General features: G+C 66.5%; 19 protein-coding genes. 2 read left to right on the top strand and 17 right to left on the bottom strand.

Features of this window, described 5'->3' with window-relative positions; genetic code table 11:
- Window positions 1-127 (bottom strand): histidine kinase dimerization/phospho-acceptor domain-containing protein (locus IXW21_RS15520; protein ID WP_323742276.1); only part of this gene is annotated, 127 nt, incomplete at its 3' end.
- A gap of 244 nt (window positions 128-371) precedes the next feature.
- Window positions 372-1,172 (bottom strand): sulfite exporter TauE/SafE family protein, encoded by an 801-nt coding sequence (locus tag IXW21_RS15515; protein WP_194765146.1) that lies wholly within the window; start codon window positions 1,170-1,172, stop codon window positions 372-374.
- Between the two features lie 132 nt (window positions 1,173-1,304).
- On the opposite strand from IXW21_RS15515, the gene IXW21_RS15510 reads away from it, so the two are divergent.
- Window positions 1,305-2,879: an AMP-binding protein gene (locus tag IXW21_RS15510; RefSeq protein WP_194765145.1), complete on the top strand. Its 1,575-nt coding sequence runs from the start codon at window positions 1,305-1,307 to the stop codon at window positions 2,877-2,879.
- 79 nt (window positions 2,880-2,958) lie between these two features.
- On the opposite strand, the gene rplQ is transcribed toward IXW21_RS15510, so the two are convergent.
- From rplQ to IXW21_RS15475, 7 genes are all read right to left on the bottom strand, one after another.
- On the bottom strand, window positions 2,959-3,513 hold the full coding sequence (rplQ, locus tag IXW21_RS15505) for a 50S ribosomal protein L17 (RefSeq protein ID WP_194765144.1): 555 nt from the start codon (window positions 3,511-3,513) through the stop codon (window positions 2,959-2,961).
- 67 nt (window positions 3,514-3,580) lie between these two features.
- Complete coding sequence (locus IXW21_RS15500) at window positions 3,581-4,570, bottom strand: DNA-directed RNA polymerase subunit alpha (RefSeq protein ID WP_042538798.1); 990 nt, start codon at window positions 4,568-4,570, stop codon at window positions 3,581-3,583.
- A 151-nt stretch (window positions 4,571-4,721) separates the two neighbouring features.
- A complete protein-coding gene (rpsK, locus tag IXW21_RS15495; RefSeq protein WP_017829189.1) occupies window positions 4,722-5,120 on the bottom strand; it encodes a 30S ribosomal protein S11 in 399 nt (132 codons plus the stop codon).
- 32 nt (window positions 5,121-5,152) lie between these two features.
- Window positions 5,153-5,527, bottom strand: coding sequence for a 30S ribosomal protein S13 (gene rpsM, locus IXW21_RS15490; RefSeq protein WP_017829190.1), 375 nt, complete (start codon window positions 5,525-5,527; stop codon window positions 5,153-5,155).
- A 172-nt stretch (window positions 5,528-5,699) separates the two neighbouring features.
- On the bottom strand, window positions 5,700-5,816 hold the full coding sequence (rpmJ, locus tag IXW21_RS15485; RefSeq protein ID WP_005050492.1) for a 50S ribosomal protein L36: 117 nt from the start codon (window positions 5,814-5,816) through the stop codon (window positions 5,700-5,702).
- Between the two features lie 64 nt (window positions 5,817-5,880).
- On the bottom strand, window positions 5,881-6,102 hold the full coding sequence (gene infA, locus IXW21_RS15480) for a translation initiation factor IF-1 (RefSeq protein ID WP_017201569.1): 222 nt from the start codon (window positions 6,100-6,102) through the stop codon (window positions 5,881-5,883).
- A gap of 176 nt (window positions 6,103-6,278) precedes the next feature.
- Window positions 6,279-6,938: a DsbA family protein gene (locus IXW21_RS15475; protein ID WP_194765143.1), complete on the bottom strand. Its 660-nt coding sequence runs from the start codon at window positions 6,936-6,938 to the stop codon at window positions 6,279-6,281.
- 661 nt (window positions 6,939-7,599) lie between these two features.
- Here IXW21_RS15475 and IXW21_RS15470 point away from each other — a divergent pair.
- On the top strand, window positions 7,600-8,595 hold the full coding sequence (locus IXW21_RS15470; RefSeq protein WP_194765142.1) for a hypothetical protein: 996 nt from the start codon (window positions 7,600-7,602) through the stop codon (window positions 8,593-8,595).
- Between the two features lie 867 nt (window positions 8,596-9,462).
- Here IXW21_RS15470 and map read toward each other — a convergent pair.
- The 8 genes from map to rplF form a co-directional block, all read right to left on the bottom strand.
- Complete coding sequence (gene map / locus IXW21_RS15465) at window positions 9,463-10,311, bottom strand: type I methionyl aminopeptidase (RefSeq protein WP_194765141.1); 849 nt, start codon at window positions 10,309-10,311, stop codon at window positions 9,463-9,465.
- A gap of 8 nt (window positions 10,312-10,319) precedes the next feature.
- Complete coding sequence (locus tag IXW21_RS15460; RefSeq protein ID WP_194765151.1) at window positions 10,320-10,931, bottom strand: adenylate kinase; 612 nt, start codon at window positions 10,929-10,931, stop codon at window positions 10,320-10,322.
- Window positions 10,931-12,253 (bottom strand): preprotein translocase subunit SecY, encoded by a 1,323-nt coding sequence (gene secY / locus IXW21_RS15455; protein WP_194765140.1) that lies wholly within the window; start codon window positions 12,251-12,253, stop codon window positions 10,931-10,933. Before secY ends, IXW21_RS15460 begins: the two co-directional genes overlap by 1 nt.
- A 102-nt stretch (window positions 12,254-12,355) precedes the next feature.
- Entirely contained in the window at window positions 12,356-12,985 is a 630-nt protein-coding gene (gene rplO, locus IXW21_RS15450) for a 50S ribosomal protein L15 (RefSeq protein ID WP_228528620.1), read from the bottom strand.
- Window positions 12,985-13,170 carry a 50S ribosomal protein L30 gene (rpmD, locus tag IXW21_RS15445; RefSeq protein ID WP_067121122.1) on the bottom strand — a complete coding sequence of 62 codons (186 nt, stop codon included), beginning with the start codon at window positions 13,168-13,170 and terminating at the stop codon, window positions 12,985-12,987. The genes rplO and rpmD overlap by 1 nt, the downstream gene beginning before the upstream one ends.
- Window positions 13,170-13,868 carry a 30S ribosomal protein S5 gene (rpsE, locus tag IXW21_RS15440; protein WP_194765139.1) on the bottom strand — a complete coding sequence of 233 codons (699 nt, stop codon included), beginning with the start codon at window positions 13,866-13,868 and terminating at the stop codon, window positions 13,170-13,172. The genes rpmD and rpsE overlap by 1 nt, the downstream gene beginning before the upstream one ends.
- Complete coding sequence (gene rplR, locus IXW21_RS15435; RefSeq protein ID WP_017201578.1) at window positions 13,865-14,224, bottom strand: 50S ribosomal protein L18; 360 nt, start codon at window positions 14,222-14,224, stop codon at window positions 13,865-13,867. The genes rpsE and rplR overlap by 4 nt, the downstream gene beginning before the upstream one ends.
- Before the next feature lie 2 nt (window positions 14,225-14,226).
- Window positions 14,227-14,763: a 50S ribosomal protein L6 gene (rplF, locus tag IXW21_RS15430; RefSeq protein ID WP_194765138.1), complete on the bottom strand. Its 537-nt coding sequence runs from the start codon at window positions 14,761-14,763 to the stop codon at window positions 14,227-14,229.
- Window positions 14,764-14,768 lie beyond the last annotated feature (5 nt).

Genomic DNA, 14,768 nt, shown 5'->3' with positions numbered 1-14,768 from the left:
CCTCGGGGTCTTCGCTGAGCAGCTCGAGCTGCCCGCGGACGATCGTGATGGGTGTGCGCAGCTCGTGGCCGGCATCGTCGACGAACCGCTGCTGGGTCGCATGCACGGTCTCGAGCCTGTCGAGCATCCCGTTGAAGGTCGCGGCGACGGCGGCATCTGCGCCAGCGCGATGCTTCCGGCGGCGAAGATCACCGGAATGGCGATCAACGCGCTCGGGATCAGGAGGCGTCGTATGTCGGTCATGACTTCATGATGCCGGTCGATGATGACGTGACGATGAGTCTGAGATGAAGATCGTTTCATCTACGCCTGGCGCGGGGTCCAGGCGGACCACTCCCCCAGGCCGTCGTCCGGAGAGGGGAGCTGCCGGGTCAGTCCTTCTTCTTGCGCCCCTTGACGGCTTTGATCGCCATCTGCACCGCGATCAACACGAGGTATGCCGCGAAGAGCATGTTGCCCACGAGCGGGTCGATCAGCGTGGCGAGCCACGCGCCGAGTGCCGTGGTCGCACACGCCGAGATACCGACGAACGCGGCGGCGACGAGGTCGACGTTGCGGTTGCGCAGATTGCCGATGGTGCCCGAGATCGCGGTGGGGATCATCATGAGCAGCGACGTGCCCTTGGCGACGAGGTCGCTCGTGCCGAACGCCAGCATCAGCACGGGCACGACGATGACCCCGCCGCCCACGCCGATGAGGCCCGCGAGGATGCCGGTGCCGACACCGACCACGAGCAGGGCCAGGCCATTCAGCAGCTGCAGTTCGAACTCGGCGTCGCGCGAGGGCACCACGAGGAACAGGCTGACGATGACGATCACGAGGAAGCCCACGAAGAACCACCGCAGCACGGTCTGAGAGATCTTGGGCAGCAGTCGGGTGCCGATCTGCGCGCCCACCACGGCGCCCGCGGCGAGGATCAGCGCGGGGATCCACGCGACTGCTCCGTTGATCGCATACGAGACCACGCCGACCGTCGCCGTCGGGACGATCGCCGCGAGAGACGTGCCGGCTCCGAGGCGCTGGTTGAAGTGCAGGAACAGCACGAGCAGCGGCACGATGACGGTGCCTCCACCCACGCCGAAGAGACCGGAGAGGAGGCCTGCGAGAAGGCCGATCCCGATGAAGGCGGTGTAGGCGCGAGGCCCTCGGCTCAGGGTCTCTGCATCAGTCACCGGATCAGCCTACTCCCGGGCCTCCGAGCGCGTTGACGCGTTGCACGGACACTCTGGGACTCGGTGCCCTGTTGTGCGACACTGGATCGCATCAGACGGCGTCGTCGCCTCACCGGATCGAAGGAGATCTTCATGGTGCGCAGTTCCTATCCCGATGTCGAGATCCCCGCGGTCTCCATCCACGAGTTCCTGTTCGGCGACGTCGATGAGGATCGCCTCGACGCGGTCGCGCTCATCGACGGCGTCAGCGGCGCGACGACCACCTACCGGCAGCTGATCGGTCAGATCGATCTGTTCGCCGGCGCACTGTCCGCTCGCGGTGTGGGCGTCGGCACCACGGTCGGCGTGCTGTGCCCGAACGTCCCCGCGTTCGCGACGGTGTTCCACGGCATCCTGCGCGCGGGAGCCACCGCGACGACCATCAACTCCCTCTACACCCCCGAAGAGATCGCCAACCAGCTGACGGATGCCGAGGCGACCTGGCTCGTGACCGTCTCCCCTCTGCTCCCCGGCGCGAAGGCGGCCGCCGAGTCGCTCGGCATCGATGCGGATCACCTCATCGTCCTCGACGGTGCCGAGGGGCATCCGTCGCTTCCCGCGCTACTCGGCGAAGGACATCCGGCCCCCGAGGTGTCGTTCGACCCGGCGACGCACCTCGCCGTGCTCCCGTATTCGTCCGGCACGACGGGCCGACCCAAGGGGGTGATGCTGACACACCGCAACCTCATCGCGAACGTGAGCCAGTGCCGTTCGACCATCTCGCTCGGCGACGACGATCGCGTGCTCGCCGTGCTGCCGTTCTTCCACATCTACGGCATGACCGTGCTCTTGAACTTCGCCCTGCGCCAGCGGGCCGCGCTCGTGACGATGCCCAAGTTCGACCTCACGGAGTTCCTCCGCGTCGTGCAGGAGCACCGCACCACCTGGGTGTTCATCGCGCCACCCATCGCCGTCGCCCTGGCGAAGCATCCGCTCGTCGATCAGTACGATCTGTCGGCCGTGAAGGTGATCTTCTCGGGTGCTGCCCCACTCGACGGGTCTCTCGCGTCCGCCGTCGAGAAGCGACTCGACTGCATCGTGTGCCAGGGGTACGGCATGACCGAGACGAGTCCTGTGACCCATGCCATCCCCTACGACCGGGAAGACATCGACCGATCCACGGTCGGGATGCTGCTCGCGAACACCGAGGCTCGCCTCGTCGCGGAGGACGGAACCGACGTCGAGGCGCCCCTGGAGGGCGCGAGCGCACCCGGTGAACTGCTGATCCGCGGTCCGCAGGTCATGAAGGGCTATCTCAACCGCCCTGATGCCACGGCAGAGATGCTCGACGCCGACGGCTGGCTGCACACCGGCGACGTGGCGACGGTCACGCACGACGGCGTCTTCCGCATCGTCGATCGACTCAAGGAGCTCATCAAGTACAAGGGCTACCAGGTCGCACCCGCCGTGCTCGAGGCTGTGCTGCTCGAGCATCCTGCGATCGCGGATGCCGCGGTCATCGGAGCCCTCGACGACGACGGCCAGGAGGTTCCCAAGGCATTCGTCGTGCGACAGCAGGGGGCCGATCTCGATGCGGATGCGGTGATCGCCCACGTCGCGGCCCATGTCGCCCCGCACGAGAAGGTGCGCCAGGTGGAGTTCATCGATGCGATCCCGAAGTCGGCATCGGGGAAGATCCTGCGCAAGGACCTGCGCGCCCGGGTCTGAGCCTCTTCTCCTCCGCCCCCGGAGACGACGAAGCCCGCCACCCCGGAAGGGGCGGCGGGCTTCGCCGTGAGCGAGGTCCTTACTCGGACTTCTTCTCCACAGCGTCTTCAGCGGCGGCCTCAGCGGCCTCGCCCTCGGCCTGCGACTCTGCGCCGGCCTCGTTGTCAGCCGCGGGAGCCTCCTCGGCGGGAGCCTCCTCGGCGGGAGCCTCCTCGACGACCTCGGCGGGCTTCTCAGCCTTGGCGGCCTTCTTGGTCGACTTCGCCTTGGGGGTGACGGGCTCGAGGACGAGCTCGATCACGGCCATGGGAGCGTTGTCGCCCTTACGGTTGCCGACCTTGGTGATACGGGTGTAGCCACCCTCACGGTCAGCGACCAGCGGTGCGATCTCGGCGAACAGGGTGTGCACGACATCCTTGTTACCGATGACCGAAAGAACGCGACGACGAGCGTGCAGGTCTCCGCGCTTGGCGAAGGTGATCAGGCGCTCGGCGAGCGGACGCAGGCGCTTGGCCTTGGTCTCGGTCGTCTTGATCGACTTGTGGGTGTACAGAGCCGCCGCGAGGTTGGCAAGCAGCAGGCGCTCGTGTGCGGGGCCGCCTCCGAGGCGGGGACCCTTGGTGGGCTTGGGCATAATCGTCTAACTCCTGGTCAGAAAAGGTCGGGTCAGCTGGCCACTGCCAGATGACAATCCGGGTGGGTCAGAAGGACTCGTCTTCGCTGCCGCCGTAGAAGTGGGCGCCGTCGAAACCGGGCACCGAATCCTTGAGCGACAGACCGAGCGAGATGAGCTTGTCGCGCACCTCGTCGACCGACTTCTGGCCGAAATTGCGGATGTTCATGAGCTGCGTCTCCGACAGGGCGACGAGCTCAGAAACAGTGTTGATGCCCTCACGCTTCAGGCAGTTGTAAGAGCGGACCGAGAGGTCGAGGTCCTCGATCGGCATCGACAGCTCGCTGGAGTTCACTGCCTCCACCGGTGCCGGGCCGATCTCGATGCCCTCAGCCTCGACGTTCAGCTCGCGAGCGAGACCGAACAGCTCGGTGAGCGTCTTGGCAGCCGACGCGACGGCGTCGCGGGGGCTGATGGCGGACTTGGTCTCGACGTCGAGGACGAGTTTGTCGAAGTCGGTGCGCTCACCCGCACGGGTGGCGTCGACGCGGTAGCTGACCTTGAGCACCGGCGAGTAGATCGAGTCGATCGGGATCTGACCGGCCTCTGCGTACTCGTTGCGGTTCTGCGTCGCCGAGACGTAGCCACGGCCACGCTCGATGGTGAGCTCGAGCTCGAACTTCGCGGTCTCGTTGAGAGTCGCGATGACGAGCTCGGGGTTCTGGACCTCGACACCGGCCGGAGCCGAGATGTCAGCGGCGGTCACTTCGCCCGAACCGGTCTTGCGCAGGTACGCCGTGATGGGCTCGTCGCGCTCCGACGAGACCACGAGCTGCTTGATGTTGAGGATGATCTCGGTGACATCCTCCTTCACGCCGGGGATGGTGCTGAACTCGTGCAGCACGCCGTCGATGCGAACGCTGGTGACCGCGGCGCCGGGGATCGACGACAGCAGGCTGCGACGAAGCGCGTTGCCGATCGTGTATCCGAAGCCGGGCTCCAGAGGCTCGATGATGAACCGGCTCCGGTTCTCGACGATCTTTTCCTCGGTCAGTGTGGGACGCTGTGCAATGAGCACTCTGTGTTCCTTTCGATCACATGCCCGCTATATGACATGTGGTGGGGTGAGGTCTTGAGTTGTGGAAGTCGATGCCCGGTCCCTGAGCATGTCGAAGGGACGGGCGTCGAGCCGCTCGCACCCTGAGGCACGAGCGGCTCAACAAGCCGTGTCAGACGCGGCGACGCTTCGGCGGGCGGCAGCCGTTGTGCGCCTGCGGCGTGACGTCCTGGATCGAGCCGACCTCGAGGCCTGCGGCCTGGAGCGAGCGGATCGCGGTCTCGCGGCCGGAGCCCGGACCCTTCACGAGGACGTCGACCTTCTTGACGCCGTGCTCCGCTGCCTGGCGGGCAGCAGACTCGGCAGCCATACCGGCGGCGTACGGGGTCGACTTGCGCGAGCCCTTGAAGCCCACGCCACCCGACGATGCCCAGGCGATGACCGCGCCGGACGGGTCGGTGATCGAGACGATCGTGTTGTTGAACGTCGACTTGATGTGGGCCTGGCCCAGCGCGATGTTCTTCTTTTCCTTGCGGCGCGGCTTGCGCGCGGCGGCCTTGGGTGCAGCCATGAAAATGTTCTCCTAGTCCCTGGGGCCGCTGCTTAGCGGGCCTTCTTCTTGCCGGCGACGGTGCGCTTCGGGCCCTTGCGGGTACGGGCGTTGGTCTTGGTGCGCTGGCCACGGACCGGGAGACCACGACGGTGGCGGATGCCCTCGTAGGAGCCGATCTCGACCTTGCGGCGGATGTCTGCGGCGACCTCGCGGCGCAGGTCACCCTCCACCTTGTAGTTGCCTTCGATGTGGTCGCGGAGGGCGATCAGCTGGTCGTCGCTGAGGTCCTTCACGCGGATGCTCTCGTCGATCTCGGTCGCCTTGAGGATCTCGACCGAGCGGGTACGGCCGACGCCGTAGATGTAGGTAAGGGCGATCACCACGCGCTTGTCGCGCGGGATGTCAACGCCGGCAAGACGTGCCATGCGGTTCTCCTGAGTGTTGTGGAGGTGTGGAGCAGGATCGGTGCTCGGGCCTCCGCCCCGAGGTGTCAGTTCCGGTGGGCCGTTGAGCCCGTCGAAACGTCTGATCCTGCCGTTGTGTGTATTGAGTTGTGTGTCAGATCCGAAGAGTCCTGCCGGCGAACCGACAGGGGTTTCAGCCCTGGCGCTGCTTGTGGCGCGGGTTGCTCTTGCAGATCACCATGACGCGGCCGTGACGGCGGATCACCTTGCAGTGATCGCAGATGGGCTTGACGCTGGGGTTGACCTTCATGATGATTCCTGTTCGCTGTCTTCGTACCGCCCCGAGCTGGGGCAGGCCGTTACTTCTCGACCGATCAGCGGTAGCGGTAGACGATGCGGCCGCGGGTGAGGTCGTAGGGGCTGAGCTCCACGACCACGCGGTCCTCGGGGATGATGCGGATGTAGTTCTGTCGCATCTTTCCGGAGATCGTTGCAAGGACCTTGTGTCCGTTGGAGAGCTCAACACGGAACATCGCGTTGGGCAGAGCCTCGGAGATCACTCCTTCGATCTCGATGACACCGTCTTTCTTAGCCATAGCCTCGCTGACGCTTCTGCAGACCGGTCGATCTGCGGTGGGTGATTGGGATTGCGGCGCCACGCCGATTCAGACACGCCGAATCAGGGCACAAGGCACCAAAGATCTATGTTAGACGACGAAAGGAGTTCCGGCAACCTGAGCAGGATGCCGGAACTCCCGTCGCAGTGGCTGAATCAGCCGAGGATCTTGGCGAACTCGGCGGCGATCTGCGCGTTCTCGATGCGGTCGCCGTTGACCTCGACGGTCGGGGTGCCGCTGATCTCGTGCTCCTTCGCCTGCGACTCCGTGTACTTCATGTACGTGCCATCGGCGATGCAGTCCGCGGCCGCGCCGGCGCCGGCCTGCTCGGCGAGGGCACTGAGCTCGTCCGCACTGAGACCGGCGGTGTTCTCGGCCGGCTGGTTCTCGAAGAGCAGATTGAAGTAGTCGAGCGCCGCATCCGGGGCCTCTTCAGCCACGCAGTACATCGAGCCGGCCGACAGCGACGAGTACTCGCCGGTCGTCGAGTAGCGGTTGAGGATGGAGATCGGGTGGATGTTCAGCGTGATCTCGTCGTTCGCCGCAGCGGTCTGCAGCTGCTCGCCGTAGGCATCCTCGAACTGACCGCAGATCGGGCACATGAAGTCGACGAACGTGTCGATCTCGTCCTCACCGGAACCGAACGTGATCGCCCCGGTCTCCTGGTTGACGATGTCGCTCGTCGGGGCGGTGCCCGGGTCGTTCGCCTGGTTGTTCAAGAGCACCACGACAGTGGCGAGCACGGCCAGCACGACCACGACTGCCGCGGACACTCCGATCACGAACCAGTTGGTGTTGCTCTTCGCGGCTGCCATGGGTTTCCGTTTCTGTCGGGGCCCGCGAGACGGCGGACCCGGCGTGAAGTCTGCGGGTGCATGCGCACCCATACACCCATTGTGCCCGGAGATTCCTATGTGCGCGTTGTGACTATCTGTTGCCCCGCTTCGGGCCTGTCCGCTGCCGCGCTGCCCCGGCGGTTCAGCCGCTGGTCGGCGAGACGGGCATCCGTGCACGAGACCCACGACCACAGCGTGGGTCTCACCCGGCAATGGAGGTCTCACCCGTGTCCGGCGCCCCACGCGGCACGAGACCCGCATCCGTGCACGAAACCCCTGTCCGCACCGTGGGTCTCACCCGGCAATGGAGGTCTCACCCGTGCCCGGCCCCCACGCGGCACGAGACCCGCATCCGTGCACGAAACCCCTGTCCGCACCGTGGGTCTCACCCGGCGAGAGAGGTCTCACCGGTGTCCGGCCCCCACGCGGCGCCAGACCGGCATCCGTGCACGAGACCCACGACTACAGCGTGGGTCTCACCCTGTGAGAGAGGTCTCAAGTGGGGCAATCATCGGGCGAACCGCCGACGGCAGTGAACTGCTCCTGCACTGCGCAGCATCCGGGGCCACTCCCCCACAGCGTCCGGACCAACCAGCGCCCCACGGCCGGCGATGCCACTCGCTGCGGGGAGGATGCTGCTGTGCAGACTCTCGCCGATCGCGCCTTCATCACCTCCCCCGTGCCCCTGATCGTGAGTGCCGAGATGCGGATGCTGGGGCTGCGCGCAGCGAGTCAGCGACTCCTTCGTGTGCGGCGCGGCGTCCACGCACGTCGCGACCTGTACGACGCACTCCGCCCCTGGCAGCGCTACGCCGCGCGGGTGCACGCCTTCGCACGGACGCATCCGGATGCGGTGCTGTGTCTCGAATCCGCCGCCGTGCTGCATGGCCTGCCGCATTTCGGCGAGACCGCCCTGATCCACGTATTGGCGGATGCTGGTGAGAAGTCGCGACGCTTCGGAGACGTCGCGGTCCACTCCTCCGCGGATCCCCGAGGAGTCACCTCCATCGCCGGCATCCATTGCACCAACCTTCTCGATACGGCCGTCGATCTGACGAGAGTCCTGTCGCCGGCGAAGGGATTGGCCGTCGCCGATGCCGCGATGTCGCCGTTCCAGGGCGGAGACGTCCAGCGCTCGACCGCTGGGCAGGTCCTCGAGGGGCAGGTGAGCAGCAGGGGCCGCGCCCGCGCACGGTGGGCCTGGACCAATGCCGACGAAAGTTCGGAGTCGCCCGGCGAGAGCGTCAGCCGCGCAGTGATCGGATGGTGCGGATTCGAGACGCCAGAGTTGCAGACCGAGTTCGCTTACGAGGGAACGAGGGACCGGGCTGACTTCTTCTTCCCGTCGAGCCGAGCGATCGGCGAAGCAGACGGATGGGCCAAGTACGACCTCGACAATCCGGATGCGGCCGCGCAGCGGCTCACCGACGAGAAGCGCCGCGAAGACAGGCTGCGCCGAAACGGGCATCCGTTCGCACGGTGGGATCTGGCCGATGCCTGGAAGGTCGAGCCTGTTCGGCTCGCCCTGCGCGCTGCCGGGGTGCCGCTCGTGCGTCCGCCGCAGGAGGGGATGCTCGCGACGCTGAGGCTCAGCCCCCGAGAGGTCACGCGTTCGCGGCCCTCATCACACACCTGACTCGTCGCGCGCGGACCGACTGTCGAGCCCGATGCCTCGTCATAGGGGCACGCCGCACCACGACACCGTCACCCGAACACGAGACCCACGACCTGCACACGGGTCTCACCCGCAATCCGCGGTCTCACCACCGGACAGTCCCCGCACGACCGCACGCCTCACCGACACCGACTTCCACACACGAAACCCACGCCCTGCACACGGGTCTCACCCGCAAACCGCGGTCTCACGACCGGACACCCCGGGCAGGGCCGCACACGCGCCCGGCCCGGAATCCCACACCGTCATCCACACACGAAACCCTTGCCCTGCACACGGGTCTCACCCGCAAACCGCGGTCTCACCACCGGACAGCCCCCGCACGACCGCGCGCCTCACTGACACCGACTTCCACACACGAAACCCACGCCCTGCACACGGGTCTCACCCGCAAACCGCGGCCTCACCACCGGACACCCCGGGCAGGGCCGCACACGCGCCCGGCCCGGAATCCCACACCGTCATCCACACACGAAACCCTTGCCCTGCATACGGGTCTCACCCGCAAACCGCGGTCTCACCACGGGACAGTCCCCCACGACCGCGCGCCTCACCGACACCGGCCTCCGCGCACGAAACCCACGCCCTGCACACGGGTCTCACCCGCAATCCGCGGTCTCACCACCGCACACCCCGGCAGGACCGCACACGCGCCCGGCCCGGAATCCCAGACCGTCATCCACAGACGAAACCCACGTCCCGCACATGGGTCTCACGCCCAGACCACGGTCTCGCAGAACCGACCGGCAGAAGTCCGGCCGCAGGGCCACAGGGCGGCCGCAGGGCCACAGTCCGGCTCAGGGCCACAGGGTGCCTCAAGGCGCCGCGTCAGGCGATCGGTGCAGGCACCACGCCGAAGGGCGCGAGGCCCGCTGCTCCCCCGTCAGGCGCTGTGAGCACCCAGATGCCGCCGTCGTGCAGGGCGACGCTGTGCTCCCAGTGCGAGCCGTCGGTGCCGTCGACGGTCGAGACAGTCCAGTCATCGTCCTCGACGAACGTCTCGTCGCTTCCCGCGGTGACCATGGGCTCGATCGCGAGCACGAGACCGGGCTTGACCTCGGCACCGGGGTCGGGCGTGCGGTAGTTGAAGACGCTCGGCGCCTCGTGCATCTTGCGGCCGATGCCGTGGCCGACGTACTCGCGCAGGATGCCGTAGGTCTGCCCCGAGACGGCCGACGGGCCCTGAGCCTCGATGTATCCCTGGATCGCTGCTCCGAGGTCGCCGAGGTGCGAGGCGGTCGCCATCGCGGCGATGCCGGCCCACATCGACCCCTCGGTTACGCGCGAGAGCTCGAGTCGCTGTGCGACCAGCTCCGGGCGGCTGTCATCCGGGACGACGACCGTGATGGCGCTGTCGCCGTTCCACCCCTGGTACTGGGCACCGCAGTCGATCGACACGATGTCGCCGGCCTGCAGCACGCGCTCACCGGGGATGCCGTGCACGACCTCTTCGTTCACCGAGATGCAGGTCGTGTGCCGGTACCCGCGCACGAGCTGGAAGTTCGACTCCGCCCCGCGCGCCAGGATGACCCGGTTCGCCTCGGCGTCGAGCTCGAGGGTGGTGATTCCCGGGCGGATCAGCGGACGCACGGCATCCAGTGCGGCCGCGGTGATGAGTCCCGGCTCGACCATGGCTCGCAACTGAGCCGGCGACTTGTAGATCGACTTGCGGAACATCGAACTGATCAGGCAGCGAGGCGCAGGCCGCGCGCGGTGAGCGCGGCGAACACGCGCTCCGTGATCTCATCGAGAGAGCCGACTCCGTCGATGCGGTCGACGATGCCGCGGGCACCGTAGACCTCGAGGATCGGAGCGGTCTCCTTCTCGTAGATGTCCAGGCGGTGCGCGATGCCCTCGTCAGTGTCGTCAGAACGACCCTGCTCGGCCGCACGCAGCTTCAGGCGCTCGATGCTCTCCTCGCGGGGAACGTCGAGCAGGATGACAGCATCCAGCGACTCACCGCGACCGGCGAGGAACTCCTCGAGGTGCGCGACCTGCGCCGTGTTGCGCGGGTAGCCGTCGAGGAGGAATCCGTTCGCGGCGTCATCCTGGGTGAGGCGATCGCGCACGATCTCGCTCGTGAGCTCATCGGGAACGAGGTCGCCCTTGTCGAGGATCGCGGTGACCTGCTGGCCGAGGGGCGTGCCCTGCTTGATGTTCGCGCGGAAGATGTCTCCCGTCGACACGACCGGGATGCCGTACGACTCGGCGATGCGAACGCCCTGCGTTCCCTTGCCGGACCCCTGCGGGCCGACGATCAGCAACCTGGCCGTGGGGTGGTGAGCCTGTCGAACCATCATCGGAGGAGCCCTTCGTAGTGACGCTGCTGCAGCTGTGCATCGATCTGCTTGACCGTCTCGAGACCGACACCCACGATGATGAGGATCGATGCGCCACCGAACGGGAAGTTCTGGTTGGCGCCGACGGTGGCGAGTGCGATCAGCGGGATGAGCGCGATCAGACCCAGGTAGATCGAGCCCGGCAGCGTGATGCGCGTGAGCACGTAGTCGAGGTACTCGGCGGTCGGACGACCGGCACGGATGCCGGGGATGAACCCGCCGTACTTCTTCATGTTGTCGGCGACCTCGACGGGGTTGAACGTGATCGCGACGTAGAAGTACGTGAAGCCGATGATCAGCAGGAAGTACGCGATCATATAGATCGGCTGGTCGCCGGTGGTGAAGTAGGTCGAGATCCAGGTCACCCACGCGGCCGGCTCGGAGCCGTCCTGCGGAGTGTTGAACTGCGCGATCAGAGCCGGGATGTACAGCAGCGACGAGGCGAAGATCACGGGGATCACACCCGCCATGTTCACCTTGATCGGGATGTAGGTGTTGGTGCCGCCGTAGGTGCGACGACCCACCATGCGCTTGGCGTACTGCACGGGGATGCGTCGCTGCGACTGCTCGACGAAGACGACGAGACCCATCACGACGATTCCCACCGCGAGCACCATGAGGAACACCTCGAAACCACGGCTCTCCCAGATGAGCCACATGGCTCCGGGGAAGGTGGCGGCGATCGACGTGAAGATCAGAAGCGACATGCCGTTGCCGATGCCGCGCTCGGTGACGAGCTCGGCGAACCACATGATGAGGCCGGTGCCTGCGGTCATCGCCATGATGATGAGCAGCTGCGCCCACCACACGTCGTTCGTGAGGAGGTTCTGGCACGCGGCGATCTCGGTGGTGCCGAACAGCTGACCGCTGCGAGCCACCGTCACGAGGGTGGTCGACTGCAGCAGCGCGAGGGCGATGGTGAGGTAGCGCGTGTACTGGGTCAGCTTGGCCTGGCCGGCCTGACCCTCTTTGTGCAGCGCCTCGAAGTGCGGGATGACCACGCGGAGGAGCTGGGTGATGATCGTCGCCGTGATGTACGGCATGACGCCGAGGGCGAAGATCGAGAGCTGCAGGAGAGCGCCACCCGAGAAGAGGTTGACGAGTCCGAGGAGTCCCTCGGTGCCTGAGTTGAGAGCGAGGCACTCCTCGACGTTCGGGAAGTTCACGAACGGAGCGGGGACGTTGGAGCCGAGTCGGTAGATCGCGACGATGGCGAGGGTGAAACCGATCTTTCGACGCAGGTCTGGCGTGCGGAAGATCCGCGCGATGGCGCTAAACAAGGACGTGCCTCCTGAAAAGGTTGCCGATCCTGAGGGACGGCTGAAAGAACAGGCTAACCCATAAGAGGGGCCGGAGAATCTCCGACCCCTCTCATGAAGTGGTTACTTGACGGATCCGCCGGCCGCCACGATCTTCTGCTCGGCAGAACCCGAGACCTTGTCGACCGCAACGGTGAGCTTCACGGCGATGTCGCCGTTTCCGAGAACCTTGACCTTCTCGTTCTTGCGAACGGCACCCTTGGCGACCAGGTCGGTGACGGTGACGTCGCCGCCCTTCGGGTACAGCTCCGCGAGCTTCTCCAGGTTCACGACCTGGTACTCGACGCGGAACGGGTTCTTGAAGCCGCGGAGCTTCGGGGTGCGCATGTGCAGAGGCATCTGCCCACCCTCGAAGCCGACGCGGACTGTGTTGCGAGCCTTGGTGCCCTTGGTACCGCGACCTGCGGTCTTACCCTTGGAGCCCTCACCGCGACCGACACGGGTCTTCGCGGTGTTGGATCCGGGGACCGGACGCAGGTGGTGGACCTTCAGGACGCCGGGGCGGGATGCCGGAGCATCCTTCTTCGGCGCGGCCTTCTTGGCAGCGGGCTTCTTGGCAGCAGCCTCGGCCTTGGTGCCTGCAGCAGCTGCGGGCGCCTTCTTGGCAGCGGGCTTCTTCTCGGCGGCCGCCTTGGGAGCAGCTGCCTTCTTCGGGGCCTTCTCGGCCTCGACGGCTTCGTTCTTCTCAGCCATTAGTCGATCTCCTCAACCTTGACGAGGTGCGCGACGGTCTTGACGTAGCCGCGCGTCTGCGCGTCGTCGGGGCGAACGGTGCTGTCACCGATGCGCTTGAGACCGAGCGAACGCAGCGTGTCGCGCTGGTTCTGCTTCTCACTCACCTTGGACTTGATCTGCGTGACCTTGAGCCGGGCGGCCATCAGGCACCTACCTTCTGTGCGGCGATGGCCTCAGCCTCGGCGCGGACAAGACGCGCGGGGGCGACCTGGTCGAACTCGAGGCCACGACGTGCGGCGACCGCACGGGGCTCCTCGAGCTGCTTCAGGGCCTCCACCGTCGCGTGCACGATGTTGATCGTGTTCGACGAACCGAGCGACTTCGACAGCACGTCGTGGATACCGGCGCACTCGAGCACGGCGCGGACCGGACCACCGGCGATGACACCGGTACCGGCAGCAGCCGGACGAAGCAGGACGACGCCTGCTGCGGCCTCACCCTGCACGGGGTGCGGGATGGTGCTTCCGACGCGCGGGACGCGGAAGAAGTTGCGCTTGGCCTCTTCGACACCCTTCGAGATCGCCAGAGGGACCTCGCGGGCCTTGCCGTAGCCGACGCCCACCAGACCGTTGCCGTCGCCGACGACCACGAGAGCGGTGAAGCTGAAGCGACGACCACCCTTCACGACCTTCGAGACGCGGTTGATGGTGACGACGCGCTCGAGGAACTGGTTGTCCCCACGGTCACGCGAGTTGCGGTCACGACCACCCTGGTTGCGGTCACCACGGCCACCGCCGCGGCGGTTGTCGCGCTGAGACGGCTCTGCCTGCGTGGTGCCGGTGGCAGTCTCGGAAGTGGCAGCAGCCGCTTCGGTCACTTCGTTCTCCTTGTTGTCACTCACAGTGCCAGACCCCCCTCGCGGGCGCCGTCGGCGATGGCGGCGACACGACCTGCGTAGCGGTTGCCGCCACGGTCGAACACTGCCTCGGAAACGCCGGCAGCCTTCGCACGCTCGGCGAGGAGCTCGCCGACCTTGCGGGCCTTGGCGGTCTTGTCACCCTCGAGCGAGCGCAGGTCGGTCTCGAGCGTCGAAGCCGACGCCACGGTGTGACCCTTGCTGTCGTCGACAAGCTGCACGAAGACGTGGCGAGCCGAACGGTTGACGACGAGGCGCGGACGCGCCTCGGTGCCGACGACCTTCTTGCGAAGGCGGGCGTGACGACGCGCGCGGGCGTCAGACTTTGACTTGAGAGCCATGGTTACTTACCACTCTTTCCGGCCTTGCGACGCACGTTCTCGCCGGCGTAGCGCACGCCCTTGCCCTTGTACGGCTCGGGCTTGCGGATCTTGCGGATGTTGGCAGCTGCCTCGCCGACAGCCTGCTTGTCGATCCCGCTGACGGTGAGCTTGTTGGTGCCCTCGACCGTGAGCGTGATGCCGGCGGGCGGGTCGATCAGGACCGGGTGCGAGAAGCCCAGGGCGAACTCGACCGAGCTGCCCTTCTGAGCCACGCGGTAACCGGTGCCGACGACCTCGAGACCCTTGGTGTAGCCCTGGGTCACGCCGATGATGTTGTTGTTGATGAGCGTGCGGGTCAGGCCGTGAAGCGACCGCGACTCGCGCTCGTCGTCGGGACGGGTGACGAGAACCTGGTTCTCCTCGACCGCGACCTCGATGGGGTTGGCGACCGTCAGGGTGAGCTCACCCTTGGGGCCCTTCACCGCGACCTCACGGCCGGTGACCGAAACGGTCACGCCCGCGGGAACGTCGATGGGAAGTCGTCCGATACGCGACATTTTCG

The sequence above is a fragment of the Microbacterium sp. UFMG61 genome (assembly GCF_015354505.1).
In the GTDB taxonomy this organism is placed as follows: Bacteria; Actinomycetota; Actinomycetes; order Actinomycetales; family Microbacteriaceae; genus Microbacterium.
The sequence above is the reverse complement of the archived record's forward strand: the minus strand, read 5'-3'. Positions and strand labels throughout refer to the sequence as shown.

Coding starts and splice junctions, on each gene's coding strand:
- IXW21_RS15510 (WP_194765145.1), top strand. CDS start 1,305: ATGGTGCGCAGTTCCTATCCCGATGTCGAGATCCCCGCGGTCTCCATC.
- rplQ (WP_194765144.1), bottom strand. CDS start 3,513: ATGCCCAAGCCCACCAAGGGTCCCCGCCTCGGAGGCGGCCCCGCACAC.
- rpsK (WP_017829189.1), bottom strand. CDS start 5,120: ATGGCTGCACCCAAGGCCGCCGCGCGCAAGCCGCGCCGCAAGGAAAAG.
- rpsM (WP_017829190.1), bottom strand. CDS start 5,527: ATGGCACGTCTTGCCGGCGTTGACATCCCGCGCGACAAGCGCGTGGTG.
- rpmJ (WP_005050492.1), bottom strand. CDS start 5,816: ATGAAGGTCAACCCCAGCGTCAAGCCCATCTGCGATCACTGCAAGGTG.
- infA (WP_017201569.1), bottom strand. CDS start 6,102: ATGGCTAAGAAAGACGGTGTCATCGAGATCGAAGGAGTGATCTCCGAG.
- IXW21_RS15475 (WP_194765143.1), bottom strand. CDS start 6,938: ATGGCAGCCGCGAAGAGCAACACCAACTGGTTCGTGATCGGAGTGTCC.
- map (WP_194765141.1), bottom strand. CDS start 10,311: ATGTTCCGCAAGTCGATCTACAAGTCGCCGGCTCAGTTGCGAGCCATG.
- IXW21_RS15460 (WP_194765151.1), bottom strand. CDS start 10,931: ATGGTTCGACAGGCTCACCACCCCACGGCCAGGTTGCTGATCGTCGGC.
- rplO (WP_228528620.1), bottom strand. CDS start 12,985: ATGGCTGAGAAGAACGAAGCCGTCGAGGCCGAGAAGGCCCCGAAGAAG.
- rpmD (WP_067121122.1), bottom strand. CDS start 13,170: ATGGCCGCCCGGCTCAAGGTCACGCAGATCAAGTCCAAGGTGAGTGAG.
- rplR (WP_017201578.1), bottom strand. CDS start 14,224: ATGGCTCTCAAGTCAAAGTCTGACGCCCGCGCGCGTCGTCACGCCCGC.
- rplF (WP_194765138.1), bottom strand. CDS start 14,763: ATGTCGCGTATCGGACGACTTCCCATCGACGTTCCCGCGGGCGTGACC.